At 42.7% G+C, this 19487-nt stretch carries 14 protein-coding genes and 1 pseudogene; 3 read left to right on the forward strand and 12 right to left on the reverse strand.

Translation table 11 applies throughout. The features are described 5' to 3' along the window. Window positions 1-104 precede the first annotated feature (104 nt). Window positions 105-5570, reverse strand: a complete 5466-nt coding sequence (locus tag GSQ19_RS25960) for a phytase (RefSeq protein ID WP_041456969.1) — start codon at window positions 5568-5570, stop codon at window positions 105-107. Between the two features lie 790 nt (window positions 5571-6360). Here GSQ19_RS25960 and GSQ19_RS25965 point away from each other — a divergent pair. Then, window positions 6361-7206 (forward strand): DNA/RNA non-specific endonuclease, encoded by an 846-nt coding sequence (locus GSQ19_RS25965; protein ID WP_011320691.1) that lies wholly within the window; start codon window positions 6361-6363, stop codon window positions 7204-7206. Window positions 7207-7416: 210 nt separating this feature from the next. Here the strand turns inward: GSQ19_RS25965 and GSQ19_RS25970 are convergent, their stop codons facing one another. The 8 genes and pseudogenes from GSQ19_RS25970 to GSQ19_RS26005 form a co-directional block, all read right to left on the reverse strand. Continuing rightward, window positions 7417-7818, reverse strand: a complete 402-nt coding sequence (locus tag GSQ19_RS25970) for a nuclease A inhibitor family protein (protein WP_011320692.1) — start codon at window positions 7816-7818, stop codon at window positions 7417-7419. A 27-nt stretch (window positions 7819-7845) separates the two neighbouring features. Next, window positions 7846-8292 carry a DUF1269 domain-containing protein gene (locus tag GSQ19_RS25975; protein ID WP_011320693.1) on the reverse strand — a complete coding sequence of 149 codons (447 nt, stop codon included), beginning with the start codon at window positions 8290-8292 and terminating at the stop codon, window positions 7846-7848. 99 nt (window positions 8293-8391) lie between these two features. Next, a pseudogene (locus GSQ19_RS25980) lies at window positions 8392-8618 on the reverse strand (transposase); the annotation flags it as partial. After that, window positions 8619-8978 carry a hypothetical protein gene (locus tag GSQ19_RS25985; protein WP_011320694.1) on the reverse strand — a complete coding sequence of 120 codons (360 nt, stop codon included), beginning with the start codon at window positions 8976-8978 and terminating at the stop codon, window positions 8619-8621. It lies immediately after the preceding pseudogene. A 98-nt stretch (window positions 8979-9076) separates the two neighbouring features. Beyond that, entirely contained in the window at window positions 9077-10336 is a 1260-nt protein-coding gene (locus GSQ19_RS25990) for an SMI1/KNR4 family protein (protein WP_228119702.1), read from the reverse strand. A gap of 12 nt (window positions 10337-10348) precedes the next feature. Further along, window positions 10349-11815: a hypothetical protein gene (locus tag GSQ19_RS25995; protein WP_011320696.1), complete on the reverse strand. Its 1467-nt coding sequence runs from the start codon at window positions 11813-11815 to the stop codon at window positions 10349-10351. Between the two features lie 88 nt (window positions 11816-11903). Next, window positions 11904-12062 carry a hypothetical protein gene (locus GSQ19_RS26000; RefSeq protein WP_153228350.1) on the reverse strand — a complete coding sequence of 53 codons (159 nt, stop codon included), beginning with the start codon at window positions 12060-12062 and terminating at the stop codon, window positions 11904-11906. Between the two features lie 108 nt (window positions 12063-12170). Further along, window positions 12171-13178, reverse strand: coding sequence for a hypothetical protein (locus GSQ19_RS26005; RefSeq protein WP_224311595.1), 1008 nt, complete (start codon window positions 13176-13178; stop codon window positions 12171-12173). Between the two features lie 336 nt (window positions 13179-13514). Between GSQ19_RS26005 and GSQ19_RS26010 the strand changes: the two genes are divergently transcribed. Beyond that, entirely contained in the window at window positions 13515-13910 is a 396-nt protein-coding gene (locus GSQ19_RS26010) for a ribosomal maturation YjgA family protein (protein ID WP_224311593.1), read from the forward strand. 154 nt (window positions 13911-14064) lie between these two features. On the opposite strand, the gene GSQ19_RS26015 is transcribed toward GSQ19_RS26010, so the two are convergent. Together GSQ19_RS26015 and GSQ19_RS26020 are read right to left on the reverse strand one after the other, a co-directional pair. Next, window positions 14065-15270 carry a lysozyme inhibitor LprI family protein gene (locus tag GSQ19_RS26015; RefSeq protein ID WP_199312797.1) on the reverse strand — a complete coding sequence of 402 codons (1206 nt, stop codon included), beginning with the start codon at window positions 15268-15270 and terminating at the stop codon, window positions 14065-14067. Window positions 15271-15512: 242 nt separating this feature from the next. After that, entirely contained in the window at window positions 15513-17501 is a 1989-nt protein-coding gene (locus tag GSQ19_RS26020) for a S8 family serine peptidase (RefSeq protein ID WP_011320700.1), read from the reverse strand. Window positions 17502-17841: 340 nt separating this feature from the next. On the opposite strand from GSQ19_RS26020, the gene GSQ19_RS26025 reads away from it, so the two are divergent. Beyond that, window positions 17842-18420, forward strand: a complete 579-nt coding sequence (locus tag GSQ19_RS26025) for a hypothetical protein (protein ID WP_011320701.1) — start codon at window positions 17842-17844, stop codon at window positions 18418-18420. Window positions 18421-18967: 547 nt separating this feature from the next. Here the strand turns inward: GSQ19_RS26025 and GSQ19_RS26030 are convergent. After that, window positions 18968-19471: a 2TM domain-containing protein gene (locus GSQ19_RS26030; protein WP_011320702.1), complete on the reverse strand. Its 504-nt coding sequence runs from the start codon at window positions 19469-19471 to the stop codon at window positions 18968-18970. Between the last annotated feature and the right edge of the window lie 16 nt (window positions 19472-19487).

Raw genomic sequence — 19487 nt, forward strand, 5'->3', positions numbered from 1 at the left:
CCTGAAGGTAGGTTTAAGCCTTCGTAGCAAAGCAAGCTATGGAGGAGGGTTATTCCAAATACATCGAACTCACATTAATCCATATCAGATGCGAATTGGCATAACTAAGCCACCACACTTACCGCAAACACAAAGTCCGTGAGAGTGAGACTTGTTGAGTTAATTCCTTGCAATATAACTAACTCAGTCGCGCCTAGCTTCACCAAAGTATCAGCACCTTGCTGTACCAGACTTAAAGCACTAAATTGTGTCACACCAATTCCCCCCAATCCAATTTTGTCAACACCGACAGCGAAGTCCGTCACCGTATTCTTACTAGTTGGTAAACTACCATTAGCAATCCAAAACTGGTCAGCACCAGCGCCACCACTCAGACGGTTACTACCGGCTTGACCTGCAAATAGCACATCATCACCATCACCACCGAACAAAGAGTCATTCACACTGGAGAATAATTTGTCATCTCCTGAACCACCATTGAGACGGTTATAGCTACCGTTACTTGTGAGGGTGTCGTTACCAGAACCACCAAAGGCGAATTGACGAGAACCTTCAATTACTTGCAGAGTATCATTACCTGCTGCGCCAAAGAGGTTGTTACTTCCCCCTGCTTCAATCACGGTGATTTCGTCCTCACCATTACCACCGTTAGCTGTAGTATTGCTGGCAGGGCCATTCACACCAATGAAGACTTGATCGTTACCATTGCCAGTAGAGACAGAAGCATTACTGCCCACAAATACCGTATCATCTCCGTTGCCCGTGGAGATAGTATTATTCCCAGGGGAATCTACTGTATCTGCACCATCACCTGTGAATAATATTTGACCGGGTTCCGCCGTAATATTATCACTACCAGAGGAGCCGAACTGAATATCTAATGGCTGTGTGACTGGTAAATTATTAGGGAGTTCCAAAAGAGCCAGTCTTTCCGGTAGCGGTGCAACTCGAATGCTAATTGTCCCATCAGGATTGGTGGTAGTTCCAGTGACACCGAAATCATTGTCATTGAGTAGGGCGAGAGTATTGGGGGCGACGAGTGCTAGTCCTTCCAATTTACCCACACCTGTGTAACCCAGTTCAGCCGCATTGGCGATTAAACTTTTACTTACAGGGGTAACATTAGCAGCAGTTAACTCATCTGGTGTCAGTTGTTCAATTGTTTTACCACTGGGCAAGCTATAGTTAGCAGGGTTATTGATATTGGTAGCCCCTGCTAAATCAATGAGAAAAATCAATTTATTAGCGTCGGCGGTTTCACCATCATCCCGTTCAACTACGGCGAATTTGCCCTTACCCAAGGAAACTGCATCACCGATTTTGTCAGTATTTGGCAGACCTTCCAGTAAATAAATATATTCGGCTGTTACCTGTTTACTGACAAGATCAAACTCCAGAATCCTTAAGTTACGGGAACTACGAGAAACTGTATCACCAGTATTGTCCGGATTATCAATGGGACTTTGAATAAAGGCGTAAAGTTTGTTACCCTCCAGCGCCACAGCTTCAAATCCGCGATTATTGCGGCGTTGGGCGTAGACTTCGGGTAATACTTCAATCCCAAAAGTACCGGCTGGTTGGTCGGGGTTGGGTGCAGTAGCTGTTCCTCTGGGGATAAAACGCTCGATTAGTTTGCCATTACTATCAAAATGATAAATTGCTGGACGGTACTCATCTACCAACCAGTAATCCCCATTTTTATCTACAACAATTCCCTCTAAATCAGCGCCCAAGGGGTCGTTGGGTAAGATTTGGTTTTGTAAGTTAACGGGAATTTCATCAGTGTAGGCCGTGTTTCTTGCGCCGGCTTGCAGGTTGGGTAGTCCAGTTAAGGGCGTTGTCCCATCTTGGCGGAACAATCCGGTTCTTTGGGTGATGGTGATTTCGCCTGTAGCGCGGTTGAGTTCAAAGCTGATAATTTCTGGTTGGAAGTTGGGTAAAGCAAATGGTCTATTTGCACCGATGTTTTCGCCATTGGGGCCGCGGTCTGTATGGGTGACGAATTTCAAGTTACCATTAGCAGCAATACCTTGGAAATAAAGCCCAGAGAAACCACCGAGGAAAATATCTTGACCTGCGGAAGTTGTCCCTAATTTGGGTAGGTTATCAAAATCGTAGATGGTCAATCTGGGTTGGGCGACGGGATTACGAGGGTCGTAACTGGTGGTGTCAATGTCTAGGGGTTGAGAAAAAGCATTGGCGATATTTTCCCAAGGTACTAGCTTGAAGTTAGCGTTAACATTTTCACCATCAACTACGTTGGCTGGTTGATTGTCTCCATCTTGGGTAACGAACAAACCAAAGGGAAAATTAGCACCTAATGGGACGTTAACTACATCTGCGCCATCGGACTCTTGCACACTGTCGATCGCTCCATTATTCCCCACGGCAAAACTACCGATATAATCGTTGTTACCCTCCCTGGTATAAGCAACAAAGGTATTTTCACCTTGGCTCGATGCTAGTAAGTAACCTGTGCCATTTTCGCCATAGTAAATAGTCAAGCCTTCTACATCATCTGTTAGGTAGGAACCGCCCAAATCTTTAATTCTGTCAATTAGCCTACCTGTATTCCCACGGTTCGGTTCGGCTTCGTATTTCCAAATACCGACATTCTCTTGTCCAATATATAAAAAGCCAGTTTCTTGGTCTACCACCATCCCTTCAGTTTGGGGGTCAATTCCCGCATCGGTGGGGATGGTGAATTGTCGGACTAATTGCGTCCCAATTTTGCCATTACCTTGGTCTATAAGTTTTAACTGGGCGATGTCTCCAGTTTGACGGCGATTGACAAAGACATAATAATCATTCGTAAACGGGCTACGGTACAAAGCTAGACCGTAAGCGCTGCGGGAAGAAGAAGAATAGGGCGGTGCGAAGGGTGCGCCTTGGAAGAGAGTCCCAAGATTACTGTCGGTGATGTTTTCTAAATATTGACCGGGGGTGCTGGGGTTGGGGTTAATTTTGAAGAATACCAGCTTATCATTTTGGCGATCGCTTGCTACGGCGATATCTATAGATTGACCGCCTAATTGAAAGCCGTATTGCAAATCTACGTTGTTGTAGCGAATACCACCAGGATTAATACTCTGTAACAAGTTCCCTGACAAGTCATAAACCCGCAATCCGGCGTTTTTCACTGAAGTGATGACAAGGCTAGCATCGGGATTCGTCGCATTTACATAAATTGCAGGGTCGTCAGCATCCGCATTCTGGTCAATCACCGGAATTGACGGATTATCATCGTCGAGTAAGTCAGGGCGAGTTTCCACTGTCGGCGTAACCGTAGGAACTATCTCTGCACTCAAGGTAAGGATTTGCGTAAATTGCGTACCGCTAAAGTTGTTATCACTCACCAAGACAATCGATTGGCTACCATCAGCTAGTTTGGGGCCGAAGCTAATACCCTCGATGTTGTCTGTACCATTGGGTAGGTTGAGGTCATTGAGATTCAACAATAGGCGCTTTTGGGCGGGTTGAATGGCAGCAAATTCTGTGGTATTTAAACTATCGAGAGAGTTAATGGTGCTAATATCGGTCGCACCTTGGAGAGAAATTTCGTAGATTTTAATTGTATTCCCCACACCTTGAGCAAAGGAACGTTCCACCGCCAGCAAAGTACCACGGTTATCAATCGCCAGTAAATCTACCAAGCCATTATCACTAAAGCCTGTGGCTGGATTTGGCGATGCAGCGATCGCATCTGTAATATAAAGATATTCTTTTTCTGGCTGACCACTAACTAAGTTATATTGCAGAATCCGCGAACGGCTACCACCAGTGAGAGAAGCCCTAGCACCATCTTGGAACAGGGCGTTTTCTGTTGCAGTGAATAAAGTTTTTTGGTCTGGTGTGATGGTGAGGCTTTCAAAGGCTAGGTTATTGCGAACCCCTGATGTTTGGGTATCACCAGTATCAACAACACCGTTGTTATTGGTATCTTGGACAACAGGGAGAAACTTAGTCGGGACAAAAAGCGATCGCACTTCTTGACCTGTTGTTAAGGAAAACTCTCTAATAAAGGGATTGGTCACCCGACCCGCGCTAGGATTCGCCTCACCTTCGGAAGAGATAAATACAGTCCCGTTATTAGTTAAAGCGATACCTTCTGGGTCAAGGCTACTTAAGGCGAAAGTATTACCATTTCTATCTTTGAGAGTGACAACATCAGTAAAAGTTACATCTCCGTTGTTTGTAAAAGTATAAAAACGCGCAGGGGCAAATTGAGAGCGATCGTCAGAGATAGCATAGTAACGGTTGTTGGCTGCATCATAGGTAACACCAGATAACCCACCCACCGGGGCTGCCAATCCATTAACTACCCCAGCCGCACCATTAGGAATAAAGCCTGTGGGGAAAGTAGTTTGTCCTTGAAACTCCAACTCAGTAATAGTTTTACCCGCTTCAGTCGCCCCCACCTGAACATCGACCGACACCAAGCGATGGTCAGAACTGGGGAAAGGAAACGTTCCCACTGGGGGGAATGTGGGATCATTATTTACAGGCCAGAAAACTTGCGAGTTAGTAATCTGCAAGTCCGTAGAAGGTAAAACATAATCTGAGCGCAAGTTCCCCGGAGTGGTATCAGCAAAGTCAGCTGTATCAAAACTAGGATTACCTTGGTGGTTGGTATTTGCTCCCCCTTGTAAGGCTGACTGTTGCGCTGCACCAGGGCTGCTGGGAATAAAGTTAGTATTAACACCAGGATTTTGTAACAATTGCAGAATAGCGTTATCAAAACTATCCCCATCGTAGGGATCAGCATTTTGATCACCCATAATCACAAAGCTCGACCCCGCAGCTAAACCGCCAGTTCCCCCAGCATCATCATAGATATAACCACCTTCACCAGGGGTAATATAGTCTGCCCAAAAACGAATCTCATCATGGTTGCGTTTACCGTTCCGGTCTTCTGCACCATCAAAAACTGGGGGTGTGGGGTGACTAACTAGGACATGAACTGTTTCACCATTCACCAAAATGGGTACATCCCAGTGGCTTTTAGAGGAGAGGCGCAAAACCGCTTGTTCTTCTGGTGAGTACCAAGGCGTTTGAGAACCAGGACTCTGGATAGTAGGTAACAATGAATCTGGCATATCCTTCCATAAGAAATTTTGGAAGGTGCGGACGTTAGCTGTATCAATCGGGTATTTGGATAAAAGCAACATCCCGAATTGACCAGGAAAACTACCAAAACCAAAGGCATCATCACCATATCCTGATGCCCCTGGAGTGGTCACAGCTACACCATTATTATTTAAGTCAAAACCAGAAGCAATACCTGTATTCGAGGGAGCAATGTAAACATAAGGATAATTAACAGGCGTTGCACCATTTTGGCTCACACCTAGATAATTTTGTTGGAAAAGTCGAACCGCTTCTAAAGGATCATCACTATCGTAGTCAAACTCATTAATTAGCAACACATCCGGGTTATTGCGCTGGATGATTTCCGCCACAGCCTTTGCTTGAGCGTTATTAGGGGTAGATAAATCACTGACTAACTGACCTTCAGCGTTACGGTTGAGAGACGCGTTGAATTGGGAAAAGCGGACTGTAGTATTTACCATAAATTTGTTTTCAATTACATCCAGAGTTTGGGGCGTGGCTACACCGATAAAAGATTGAATAATGAACAAATTGACCCAAAGTCAGAAGCTTTGGGAATTTGGAGTATGAATGACATTATTTTTGGCATCAAAAGAAAATCAACTGCAAAGATGCAGTTTACAGTTAGAGCAATCAGCTAAACTTGGGGGATAGTCGATGACCTACGGCGATCGCTAAATCTCTCCCAGAAATCAGGATATATGCCATAAAATGGCTACATACCCCAATTGCTATTCGGTTCCATTGCCCTCAAGCTATCCCAGCTAGGTTAAGAAACTGCTAGCAAAAGATTAAAACTAAGAAACAAACTCAGAAAAAATTCTCTGATTTAGCTTACTAGCTTTATTTGTAAGAGTTTATATAGCCGCGACAGCGCAACTTCCTTAATTTTTAGCGCGTATGATCCTCTTCAATTGGCGCAGTTTACCCAACAATGGGACGATAAATACTTAACTCTGGAAGTCCTTCTGTTAACTCAACTAAACTCCATACCCTACGAGGAAAGCGTAGCGTTCTATAGAAAAGGCTAATGCCAACTTCATAACAGAAATAATTATAATTTTTCCATGTTATTGGAAACGTTTATTTAAAATAATCACCTAAATGATTACTAAATGTTAATGCAATGTTTGCAACTTTTTAACCTCTGCTTATACAACCAAAGCTATATTACAATCGCTCAGTTTGACTGAGTTTCTGTAATTTTAACAGAAGCAATTGTAGTTAGTTTCAACAAATAAATAGTAACGAATGAAGAAGTCTAAATTTTCTAAGACTATTCTACTTATTGCCTTACCAGCAATATCATTAATCCTGCTTAGTTATCTACAAAATCCCTTAACTGCCCAAACCTCAAGTGTTCATTTAACGATGGGCAATCCTAGTGGGGCTAATACTAGTTACAGTAATCTTTTATTAAGCAAACCTCAATATGCAGTTTCTTACAATTGCTATAGAGGGACACCAAATTGGGTAAGTTGGCAGTTAAATACATCATGGCTCGGAAGTGCGCCTCGCCAAGATGATTTTCGTGCAGATACTACATTACCTTCAGGCTGCTACCGAGTTACTTCCTCTGATTACAGTGGTAGTGGCTTTGACCGTGGTCACATGACTCCTTCAGCAGATAGAACAAATACAATTGCAAATAACTCTGCTACTTTTTTGATGACAAATATGATACCCCAAGCACCTGATAATAATCAGGGAGTATGGGCAAATCTAGAAAATTATTGTCGAGATTTAGTGGTCAATCAAGGTAAAGAACTCTATATTATTTCTGGTTCCTATGGCACTGGTGGAACCGGGTCGAATGGAACCTTCAGCACTATTGCTGGTGGTAAAGTTACAGTCCCAGCTAGAACTTGGAAAGTTATTGTAGTCCTAAATAGACCAAATTCTGGTGCTGCCAGCGTAACGACTAGCACAAGAGTAATTGCTGTAAACATACCTAATACACAAGGTGTTAGATATGCAAATTGGAGAGACTACAGAGTTAGTGTTGACTCTATCGAAGTAAACACTGGTTACGATTTGCTCTCTAATGTCTCTACAACTACTCAATCTGTAATTGAGGCTAGAGTTGACAATTTGTAAGGATAGTTAGCTCACTAAAAACTTAAAGCCTGTCTGTAAATTATGGACAGGCTAAGGTGATACGCACCTAAATCAAATATTCTTGCGTCAGGGCCGTCCATAGTCAAGAGTCCAGAGTCAAAGGCTAGCTTGGACTCTGGACTTTGGACTTTTGACAACCTGAGTGCGAAATATACAATTTAAATGCGTAACAGCTTAATAATTGATTAATTAGGTTTCTACAACTTTTGTGGTAATTCCCGCTAAATCCCCAGATGGTGTTTTACCAATAATATAGATATCGATATTTATCGTGCCTATCCGATAGACATGAATATTAGTCAGATTATCTTTTAATGTTTTGACAAGTGATTGAAACTTCTGCACATTTTGTCTTTGTATTTCATCGTGCCATTCTTTTTCTAAAGCACAGTTACGAAATAAATAATCTAGTTCTACTTCTTCAACTGATGTATCTTGGGAATGTCCTGTTAACTGAATAAGTTTTTGATTTGTCAAAGGTTCTTGAACTTGGTTAGACCATGAAAACACTTCAAAAGGATACTCTGATTCACTCATCATTAGCAAACTATCGGTAGCTTGCTTGAGCTTTTCAGTAATTTTATTAGCCATATAATTTATTTTAAGCACTCGAATTATTTAGGCTTTTTGGTAAGTTTTTTGTAGATTATCTATTTGGTGTTTAGACAGAGTTGTTCTAATTAACTTTCCTTCAAACCGATGAAATTCCGCAATTATTTTCTCTGGGTGAGCATAATTAATCAGGACAAATAAAGATGAAGAATTTGGCTTTAAAGATTCTTCAACTTCGGTTAAGAAATTACTATCAAACACGCTCTCTTTAATTGTCAGAAAGCGGTGAAAGAAAGTGGAGCTAATGATTCCACCCCAAAGTTCATTGCTCAGATCACCGGGTTTAACTAAATCATGATACGGTTTAACCCTAATCTTACCCTGTGCATTTTTGGTGATAATAACTGCATCTTCCAAGTCAGCTAAATACTCTTGTTCAAGTTTTAGCAGTTCTAGAAGCACTGCATCTGCTTTGTATTTGTCATCAAAGTTGACTACAACTAATTCACTCATATTACATCCATTGTGATTCTTCAAGAATTCTTAGCTGTATCTACTTTTACCTTATAAACTGCTCGTTGTTAAGATGCACAGAATACAATAACGGCCTTAACGCCCTGACAGTAGTTTAAGTTCTTGAAATTTCGACAGCATCACGTCTAGTATTGGTCGCTCGACTCCACCTGTTATTAATCGGTCGCGGAATTCGCTCAAAACACTAAAGTCAAAACCAGGGTCTGTCAACTCCAACGACAAAGCGTATTTACAATCAATCCCCCTTGTACTGCAAGGGTTGCTTGCCTATCAGAGAGATTTTCTAAATATTGCATTACCAGTATTTATGATCGCAAGGATTCATCGATTAGCAAACCTCCTAAAAACGAAGCTCCATTAGCAATGATGGATAAAAATAAACCATTTTGCCAACCTAATTTTAAAATTATTGCATAGAGAATACCTTCTGCGATCGCCGCACAGCTTTCTATCAGTGCTATTCTGAGAGGAAAGTCCATGTAAGGAATTAGTATTTGGTTACTTTCCCAAGCTAGGGGATGGGTGAAGAGAGTTGCAGCAAAGGCTATAATCGACGTATTGTAGATATCCCCACGGGAAAAAAATTGCTGTGTATTTGCTAAAGTGATTAACACCACAGGTATTTCAATGCCCCAGGAAATTAATAGTGCTAACAACTGCGTCATCTGTTTGGAAGAATAATAAAGAGCAAATAAAAAGTCGTAGCAATTTTTGTATTATATAGTTATTATTTCATAACTTTTTTCTCCAGATTATGTGTAATTTAGGAATAAAGTTGATATAAATATTCCAGTCTTTCTAAAATTCGTTGCCTTCGCACCTCAGCTTGCTCTGCATTAAAGCCAAAGTTGTACCGCATCTTACCCATATTCTCAATTCGCCATTGGTTGATTTTATAATCTATTTCATCGCTCATCTTCACTTGCTCATTTGTGAGTTCAGGATCGATATTGAGTCCAATCGTTTCTGCAAGGAGTCTGGCAAAATTCACAGTGTGGAAGTATGGGTAATCTCGAATTAATTCCCCAGAGCGAAGAAAAGCCAGTAATCCTTCAATTGGAAATAACCCATATTGAATATCATCTAGAAAATCTTTGAGCCATTGTTCTGGGGAAAACTCACAAAAACGAATCCAATCTCCCTGAATTTCCACCTCGTAACCTTCCTGGGTGAGAAACAAATCGCGCACAGGATTATCCCAATCGACAATTCGTAACAACCCTGGATATTGCCGATTTCCTGGATTTGTGAGCCAATCCCCCGACTTTGCCGCTTTCAACTTTGCGAGGAACTCAGGTAAAGGCTGATTCCATAGTTGAGCAGAATTGTTTGCCATAACTTCCTCAGCCGACCAGTAATGTCCTAGCCGTTCCCAATTGCCACCATTGCAAACTTCTAGCAAAAATGTTCTGTAAACTTCAGGCAGTTTAATTCTATGTTCTGCTTCTAACTCGCTCAATTTTGCTTCAGAACCAATTGGCGGATTAGTCGTAATTTGGGCATAGCAATTGTATGGATCGAATTTTCGCAATCGAGCGAGGGTGACGTGAATTCGTTCAGGAACACTTAACCATTTTCGCAGGGGTAATTGGCAACCGAAGTGACGCTCCACTGTAAAAATTTCTTGATCGTACACCCTCACCCTTCCTTGCGGGTCGTGAGAGAATTGAATTTCTAACTGAGTCAACACCTGACAGAACTGCTCTGCCTCTGCATCAGTCGGAAATAGCCCTACAAGATGGGGATGCTTGATTCTCTTTATCTCCCGATACATAAACTCACAAGCTTCAGCCTCATCCGTAAATTCAAACAGCAGTTGTTGAACCGCACCACGTTCAGCATATACAACTTGCCAGCGTTCGCATAGCGACTCCTGCGGAGTATCATCTGTTTGAATCAAGCAAATCTCATCATCACCCATTTGGCGAATCTGATACAGGCGACAGCCTTCGCCCCAAAGTTTGAGATCGAGTAACTCTGCATTCAGATATCTGACTTCCCACATCCACTCACCTCTTACCATTTGGTATGATTATTACTTCGCTTGTTCTGCCCGAAAAAGCCGGAGAAATCCCCCATCAAACCATTCCCCATAGTTAAATCGCAGTTCCCCGGATAGTAGCATCTGACCTCGACAGTAGAGAAAGTAGGTTTCTTTAGGGAAATAACTTTGCAAAGGGAGCAATCCTTTTTTCAACGCTGTGCGATCGCCATTTTGCCAGAGCCTTGCAAGGTGAGATGCTAAACAGTTCAAGAAAAACTCAGCTTTAGGCAAGGAAGGATCTGTTCCTAAAGTTACCAACTCATCTTCTCTTCCTCTCCAATCAACGGACATTTCCCAATCTTCGACGGGAGGTAAGCAGGATGTCTGCGAAGCCCAGATGACTAACTCTAGGTATGTCGGCTCATTCACGTTGGTAAATAAGGTATTCGCATTTATCGGCATCGTAATTTCTAAAACCGTTAACAAGCCGATCGCATTGTGATATACACTTCCTGTCACCAGTCGATATTGCTTCCCATCGGTTTCAAAGGGGATCGTATACGGGTACTGCAATTTTGCTTTGTGAAAATGCTGTAAGCAAAGCTGATGAAAGTCAGGTTGAGGTAGTGGTGGATCAAAAAACATCCAATCTAAACACAAACTATTTTTTTCTTGGCTCACAGAAGCACCATCTAAATAGCGCCATAGCTTTTCAGCTTGAATGACGCAGCGTTGCAGATTTGGATAAGCAACTAGACAAGCAAGAATTTCTGGCGAGATTTCACGGTTGAGTAGGTTGGCGTTCACGAAGTGACTCCGTTGCGTTAGCTTCCCGCAGGGTAGGAGTATCGCCATCTGATGCAGCAGTTCATATCGAATTGCCGCAACCTGATTGGGTGTATATAGGCGGGCTTGTTCTTCAAAAAATAGTATATAGGTGCTAGCAGCTTCCTCAATCTCAGACAAAATCTGCGGGATTAGTAAAGAGTGAGTAGGACTCGCAGCAGACACAAAGCGTAAATTCCACTGAGCTTCATTGAGCAGTTCAATTCCCTCGATTTCTTGCAGATTGCTCCAATTCCGCGCAACCTGTATCACCTTCAATGCAGTTCCATAGGGAATACCGTACATCGGATAGTAACTTCCCGGATGCCATAAACAAATCGGTTCATTGAAAGACTCGCCATGAATTTGAAACAGCTGATCGATCAGTTCCCAAATCGCCCAATTTTGATAAACTTGCGGTAGTTTCCAACTGTGATCGCGAATCAACTGTTGACAATCTCTGACAAAGAAGCGATTATCTTCATTCTCATACATTTCACGCGCCTGAAAGCACTGCCAAAACGTATCATTATGGGCATGACGTGCCAAAAACTGAATTAGGAGCGAATCGTCATATCGGCTTATAGCTTTGCGACTGTGGCGACCAGAGAATAACACACCTGAATCGCTTTGTGCGATCGCTAATGTATATCCATCAATTAGAACAAACGTTTTTTCATGCTTATCTCTCATCCCGCAACTCTCAGTTTCTCTCTAAAGGAATTACAGGACAATTTTCAATACCATATTCCCGTATACACTCACCTGGAAAACACGCATCTCAATCACCGCCATTTATGTCTTCACTATACTTCGACTCAATTAGATAGGGCTGGTTTTCTGAGGGCATGATAGCAAGATATGCTAATGCTTTCTCTCGACTTTGAAAAATGCCAGAAATCCAACGTTTGCTTGCAGTTTGATGGGCGATTAAATACATAGCTCTAACCCAGAGACTGGCTCCAAAAATATCGTAGCAAAGGACTCACAACGAGGCATGATTTTTGGGAGTTCAGCCCGTAACAGGGAAATTGCAGCATCAATTAGATTAGGCGATCGCAACCACCTTTATCCCTTGCTTGGTAGCAACAATAGCTTGGGAAGATGTGTAGTCAAACACCAAAGTATTAACCACTGCGTCCACGTCATAGGTTTTTATTATTTCCCCTGTCTGAGCTGACAGCACTGCCAGAATTTGCCCTACACCACACAATAGCCTGTTGTTATCTAACCAAACGATATTACTTTGCCAAGGATTTAATCCATCATGGTCATGGTACAACCGAAAGAATTGACCCCACATTTTCGCCCGATATTGCTCCGATTTGTCCCAGTCTTGATCGAGCAGTTCCTGTGTTTGCGGGGATAAAGTGCTTAGTATCGAGCGTTCAAGCCGAAAACTTAACAAATCAACACCTGGAGATCGATATGCAGTGTAAACCAGACGCTGACCATCTGGGCTAAAACTCAAGCCGCCAAGATGACAACGCGCACCACCTGAATATTCACCCAAATAGGTCAATTTACCCTCAAGGATACTGTCAATTCTGTAAAATTGATGGGACTCATCCATATCTACAGAATTAACAATGAGAAACTGCATTTGTGGATCGATGGCAAAAGCAGCATTATAATCTCGCCAACGACGCAACCAACGAATTTGCTCACCGCTTTCTAAATTAACTAGATAAATATCTCCCCAAGCCTCAGCAATCATTAAATATCGCTGGCAAGGTGTAACTCCCAACCAGGAAATATGAGTACATTTACCATGTCCATAACACTCATCCTCCTCGGAAGTCTCCACATAGGGTGCATGGGGTACCTCAACTGTTTGCACAACGGAAAAGTCATCCCAGCAAAGTATTTTAATCCCGAAATCTAGTCTAACCTCAGAAGGAGTCACAGCAAACCTTTCCCCATCTGGTAACAAAACAATACTTGGTACTGGTACAGATTTAAAACCGTAGGGTAACTCGATTTGTTCAATTATCCGGGGTTCTTGGGAAATATCCCACTTCACCAAAGAATGAGGGTATTTTATTGGTGCGTTCACGAAGTGTCTCCTATGGAGAATCGCCTGTTTCCCCATATCCCACTTCGCCGAAGAATGAGAGTATATTGGTGTGATCGCCTGTTTCCTTACCCCATTGTAAATTAGTGCTTTGCAATCCATGCAGCTTGCCCTCCTACCCATAGGCATCAATTGATTGCAGTTTTATGGGCAATTAAATAAATAGTATATTATTATACCTTGTACATTTGTTCGAGAAATCTCCTTTTATCACCCAAGACAGCAAGAAGCTATTTCCCAATTCTGTCAAAAATTGGATTCATCATATTTTAAAGAACAATGTTACGATCCTGGCGAATCAAACCCAGGAAATCAATCGTGCCTAAACAATTCTGTAATCTCAAGTGGTTGAGATTTAATCGTACCTCTTTCACCCTGTTTGCGATTCTACTGGCAATAGTTGTAATAATTGCCCTCTTCTTCCGAGATGATTGGATTAGACCGTTACTAGGCGACGTTTTAATTGTCATGGTGATTGCTTACTTTGTCCATGCTTTTATTGCAGTTCCACTACGGAAGGTTGCTATTGGGACTCTGATCTTTGCCTACTTGATTGAGTTTCTTCAGTTTCTTAATCTCATTGATATTTTAGGCTGGCGAAACTCGCAGCTAGCTCATTTAACAATTGGATCTACTTTCGATTGGCGAGATTTGGTTGCTTATACACTGGGGATTGCGATCGTTCTCCTCAGTGCCAATCGTCTGAAGTCATAAACTAGTCTTATTTTCCTCTTTATCGTAAATTCAAGGGCTTAAGACTCCTATGTCTACACATAGTATCAGTTGATTTGGGGTTTAAATCCCCGACTCCAACTGTCTTTAATTTTGAATTTTGTAGCTTTAGCTTCCCGCAGGGTATTTTGAATTGTTAACGAGTATTTATCATTGCTTTGATATGGCGCAAACGCCCCAGATTTAAACGATTTGGGCATTGCTTGCTTCTGGTTTGACTACCAAAAAACAGTGACTCAAACTTGCAGTACTCAGTTTGATAACGCTCCCACAGAGCTTGAGTGGTATCTTGCCCAGATGTAACTGGGGCTTGCTGCGCCTCGTCTTCTGAATCGTATACAGCTATCCCCTTTAGATCCGCAATGCGATCGTTATTTAGCCGAGCTAAACAGCGATGATAGAGCATCGGTGCCATAGAACCTTCCTGAAAAGGTTCAACCAACTCAGTACAATGTGCTTCACGATAGTCTTGCCAGTATTTCTGTGCGATCCCAAATGTTGGCTGATACTGCTTCGATAGTCTTTCTGCCCAATCGCCATAAATGCTTGATTGCAAAAACTGAGTTGTTTTTGACCAATAGACCGCGCATTGATTTAACCCGATCTGCGTCTCATCCACACAATTTAGCTCTGGAATTCCAGGTCGTACAGAACTATTGAAGATAGCCAAGCCACGAGCAGGTGCTGCCAAAAGTTCTTCCAGTTGGTGAAGTCGAGCCTGTCTCAGACCCTGATGACATTCCGCCAATCTCAGGGTATTCAGGGAGAATAGAGCTTTTTCAATTTGGCAATACTGAGTTTGATATTCCTCCCAGTGGCGTTGCACCGATGAATTTCTCAATTTGAGTTGATCGAGTAAGGATTCAAATCGAGGATCGTGAGATTGGAAGGTTATGATTTTAACACCTCTCTGTAATTCTAGAATGCGATCGTTATTTAATCGCGCTAAACAGACAGATGTTGCAATTGGAAAATCTGGTGTATTGCGTAAGCGTTGAGTTAACTGTTGGCAGTGTTGTGTTTGAAACTGATGCCAGGATTGATTTGCGATCGCCAGTTGATTTTGCAGGGGTGGAATAAGTTGCGATTCAACATCTTGATAAACTAATGATTTGAGCAAATGGGTGACTTCTGCCCAACGCTTTGCACAGCGATATTCACCCGCTTCAACCTGTCGAATACAGTCCAGTTGCAAAACTCCACCAAATCCTAATATCACGGTTGGATTAGGTAGAGGAGTCCCTGCCTTATGTGACGCAGGGAGAGCTTTGCTCGGTTCCACATCAAGCTGAGTTCCAAATAAAATGACACTCGCACATATCGCAGTTCTAAATTTTATCATTTTCTTAATTACCAATCCTGAGTAGCTTTCAAGCACTATCCCTGGCATTTAGATTGTATGAGCTTACTCGTTCAAACGGGATGATAATGAGAGCAATTTTTTTCGGGAGAGATGGGAAAGAATTAAGCACGGGGTCTAATAAAATCGTGCATTGCGGAAGGTGCAGGGGATGAAGGGGAAAATATGTAAAAGTTTTACCCAGTCCCCAATCCCCAGTCCCTAATCCCCAGTCCCTAATCCCCCTAAAACCCAAGTTCAATAGTCAAGCTGCGAATCTTCCCTGTATCCGCCTGTGCTTTATCTGCTACTTCTAAAGTCCAGGTTCCTTGAGGAATTTTACCCTTCAAAGCAGTTAGTCCTGGTGTACTCACCTCATCGTAAGTTTGTTTGATATCATCTGCGCCTCCGCCTTTGCGGTCGTGGAGGATGATTGGTAATACACCGGATTCAGCAGGGGGGTTGAGGCTAACTACTAAGTCACCGATGTAGGTATGCTCGATATCTACCGTAACTTTGATAGATTTGATGGGGTTGGTGTTAGCGATCGCTAAACTGAGTTGAGATATCTGCAAGTCGTTGATGGGGACATCCTGCACAGCCGTGAAAATGCTGACTGGCTCAGGTTGTGCGGGTAGTGCCAATTCTACCGCTTTGAGGGCATTGATACGACCATAACCGTAGAATGGGCTACGACCTTCAGCGTTATAGTTACCACCAACTGGATCAATGCGATCGCATGAGCGTTTAATAATATCTCTGACCTCATCCCAACGCAGATTTGGATTGCGAGAGAGAATCAAGGCGGCGACACCAGCTGCACCAGGACAGGCGCTAGAGGTGCCACCGAAACTATTTGTATAATTGCCTGCCTGGTCACCGAGATTAGTATTACCGGAATTATAACCGACTACACCAGTGCGATCGGCTGTCCAAATACCAGGGGTTTGGGAAGGGTTACCGTTGTTGCTAGGAAAGGCACACCAGACGGCTGTACCAAAATCACTGTAAGCACTCCTAGTACCAAAGTCGTTACAAGCCGCGACAGCTATGACCTTTTCATAGCTGGCGTAGCCGTCATTATCTACGCTTTCGTTACCATTACCCGCAGCGAATAAAATCACACATCCTTTGCCATTACGCCCCTTATTGATGGCATAGTCCATTGCTAGTCTTGTGGAATCGGGTAGAGGTACTTTCTGCTTGTGTAGGGGGTCTTTATCATCCCACCATGTACCATCTGGTGGCCCCCAACTACAGGAAATTACATCCGCACCATTTTGAGCAGCCCAGACAAAAGAGTCGGCTTCATCTTGGGAACCCAGGGCAGAAACGAAACGAATGGGCATTAACTTAGCCCCAGGCGCTACCCCAGAAGCCCCAAAGTTGCCATTACCACAAGCTACACCTGCACAAGCCGTACCGTGATTATCTCGGTTTCCTGGTGTGGGAAAGTTGGTTTTCCGTGTGACATCTCTAGGGGCGACAATCTTACCAGAGGAACGGAACTCTTCATGGTCGATATCCACACCATCATCAATAATGGCAATAATCGTTCCCGTACCATCGCTCAACTTCCATGCCGCCTCAACATTGGCGTGGGCATTGATAGTTTTACCCCCAATCGTGGTTTGCTTGAGATGCCATTGCGGGGGAAATGCCTGACGTTGTCTAAATTCCCGCACCAATTCAGGATGACACAATTCCACCGATTCCTCGTTGAGCAACCTTTCGGAAATATCAAAGATGGCTAAACCAGTATTGGAGGGTGCGCTGACAAAGTAGGCATTACGGGCGTATTCTAGTTGACGTTTAATTGTTAAGCCGTAGCGTCCCAAAATTTCTTGGCAGAAACTAACGTCTTCTTCGTGGTCAAACTTCACGAAGAGGTTTTCTGTGTAAACTATGGGTTGTTGACTGACCGGATCAATTAACACACGTCCGGCAAATTGCACCTCAGGTTCTTGATTGAGAATTTCCCTGGCTGTGTCGCGCAAAGCACCATCGTGGCTTGGTTCCTTCACATGGAGAACTTCTACACCTGCTTGGCTGAAACGAGTTGATAACTCGAATTGATTGAGGATATTACGGGCTTGGGGTGAAACAGGGGCGGCTTCAAAGGGGCGATCGCTAATTAGCGAGCTGCGGCTTTCAGTCCGTACTACAATATGATTCTCACTAATCGCTAATTCGTACTGTTCACCGTTCTGACCACCATAGCGGACATGAACCATACTTAATCTCCTACTATTAAGTTGATACTAAGCCTCTGTATTTTGTGTGCTGTTTCCAAAATGACGCACACATAAGACGCAGCTTAGAACAATTTCCTGTGGATACAAACTATCAGTCTGGCTTTCCAGAAATGGGTAATGGGTAATGGGTAATGAACTTTTCCCACTGCAAATTTTACTCAGCTAGAACAGGATAGTGCATAAATTTTTCAACCCTGAAAAGGCACAAAATCAACAGCCTACCCCCTACACCCTTACACCCCTAAACCCCCACACCCCTAATATTTCAATCTATGAGTAGAAGTAGTTCATTACCTAAAATCATTAGAATTTAAAAAGAATGTTTTATTTTCCTGGTGAATTATTTTTACAGGCGTACTCTCTACCTTTAATCGCTGAAGTGAGACCCCAACGAGACTATTTTATTGAGTATCCCCAACAAATTCCTGTTGGTACAAAAGCGAGTGTCTTCTACAATCGCCAGTTTGGATACTACGCCGCACATTACAAACAAGCTAGCAAGATACCATCCCAGGCTATTTTAGTCTTGAATGAGGGTGAGGGAGCGATCGCTATTTTTCCCGGTGAACCCGATTCAGCAATCGAGAATACTGCCAATACAAATATACTAAGTCCAGTATATACCTTAGAAAATAACGGAACGCTGGCTGTCCCTACTGGGATGGTTTTCATCCGTTTTACAGAAGGTGTTGATATTGAATCACAACAAGTTGCTATCAATCAAGCAGGTTATGAAGTAGCAAAAACTCTAGTTTATGCACCTAACGCTGGTTGGTTGCGTGCCAAAACAAACAAAATTGCTGATGCTCTCAAAGGGATAACTCAACTATCAGTTATACATAATGTGGAGAATGTCGAACCACAAATGCTGATGGAAAGACAACTGCGTGAGAAATAAACAATAATCTTAAAATTCCTCATCTACAAGGGGATAAGGAATCTGGTAATAGGTAATAAGTAATTGGACTATTACCCATTACCTGCATCGGCGGGGTAAGTAACCTCAACTACCCAAGAGGGGATGGAGTTTCCCACGGCTTTTAGAAATTTTTCCAACATCTATCTCAGGTATGAGATAAATTTATGACTAGAGATGGTCTTAGTTAAAATTTATATTTGTTAAATTATGTTCATGTGTGTTTCCAAATTAATGGCAGCAATTCCCAATAGCAAGTATTGGGAATTATTAATCACCTAATTTTTTTAATACTGAGTTGTATATTTTTAGTTTCTTCTGTGCCAACAGCATCAGCGAACAATGGCAGCAGAAGCAGAGTTATGCAGGTTGACTTGTTTTAGTCATTGACATACTCACTGCTCTGAAAGAGCAGTGATTCTTGACGGCTCACAGCAACTAGCTGCCGAAGTAGTCTGACAGTCACTCCCCATCCGTTTAAGGTCGTGCCGATGCCCCATGCCGACCATTTAGGCTATTGCGAACTGCTTTAAGCTTGTAACGCTTTAAACCATTTATTCACAAAACTGTTGATGGTCTGTTTAATTTGATGTTTGCGATTCCAGCGCTGGAAAGCCATTTCATACTCTTCACCTTTAGTTTGAAATGTATTCCACACATCCAACCCTACCGCCAAACCACAGAACAGTAGCAGGTATAACGACCAAGTAACCGTTCCACCACCAATAAAATCAACTAATAGTAAAAAGCCATTGACAATGGCGTAATTACCAAAACGCTTTTTAAACTTTATCATGCGGTAAGTATTAAACGCTTGCCGTTGCTGCAATTCGTTGTGTTGCGATCGCCAATCTATTTCCGCTAGCTTGAGGGTTTCTGGTGATATTTCTAACTCAGTAGCAATTTCTAACAATTGCTCATAACTAAACTCTTTATCTTGGTCATCAGCTTGCCGGGCGATCGCCAGCTGTAAAATTCGCTGTACGTCTTCTTGGCTATAAGAACGGAGACTATTAGGTTCAAATGCCGCCATAACTGCTATCTCTAAT

Source organism: Trichormus variabilis 0441, from assembly GCF_009856605.1.
GTDB classification, from domain to species: domain Bacteria; phylum Cyanobacteriota; class Cyanobacteriia; order Cyanobacteriales; family Nostocaceae; genus Trichormus; species Trichormus variabilis.

Excerpts from the sequence above, each read along its gene's own strand:
- GSQ19_RS26020 (WP_011320700.1), bottom strand. The coding sequence starts at position 17,501 with ATGGTTCATGTCCGCTATGGTGGTCAGAACGGTGAACAGTACGAATTA.
- GSQ19_RS26000 (WP_153228350.1), bottom strand. The coding sequence starts at position 12,062 with ATGTATTTAATCGCCCATCAAACTGCAAGCAAACGTTGGATTTCTGGC.
- GSQ19_RS25960 (WP_041456969.1), bottom strand. The coding sequence starts at position 5,570 with ATGGTAAATACTACAGTCCGCTTTTCCCAATTCAACGCGTCTCTCAAC.
- GSQ19_RS25975 (WP_011320693.1), bottom strand. The coding sequence starts at position 8,292 with ATGAGTGAATTAGTTGTAGTCAACTTTGATGACAAATACAAAGCAGAT.
- GSQ19_RS25985 (WP_011320694.1), bottom strand. The coding sequence starts at position 8,978 with ATGACGCAGTTGTTAGCACTATTAATTTCCTGGGGCATTGAAATACCT.
- GSQ19_RS26030 (WP_011320702.1), bottom strand. The coding sequence starts at position 19,471 with ATGGCGGCATTTGAACCTAATAGTCTCCGTTCTTATAGCCAAGAAGAC.
- GSQ19_RS26015 (WP_199312797.1), bottom strand. The coding sequence starts at position 15,270 with ATGATAAAATTTAGAACTGCGATATGTGCGAGTGTCATTTTATTTGGA.
- GSQ19_RS25990 (WP_228119702.1), bottom strand. The coding sequence starts at position 10,336 with ATGGTAAGAGGTGAGTGGATGTGGGAAGTCAGATATCTGAATGCAGAG.
- GSQ19_RS25965 (WP_011320691.1), top strand. The coding sequence starts at position 6,361 with ATGAAGAAGTCTAAATTTTCTAAGACTATTCTACTTATTGCCTTACCA.
- GSQ19_RS25995 (WP_011320696.1), bottom strand. The coding sequence starts at position 11,815 with ATGAGAGATAAGCATGAAAAAACGTTTGTTCTAATTGATGGATATACA.
- GSQ19_RS25970 (WP_011320692.1), bottom strand. The coding sequence starts at position 7,818 with ATGGCTAATAAAATTACTGAAAAGCTCAAGCAAGCTACCGATAGTTTG.
- GSQ19_RS26025 (WP_011320701.1), top strand. The coding sequence starts at position 17,842 with ATGTTTTATTTTCCTGGTGAATTATTTTTACAGGCGTACTCTCTACCT.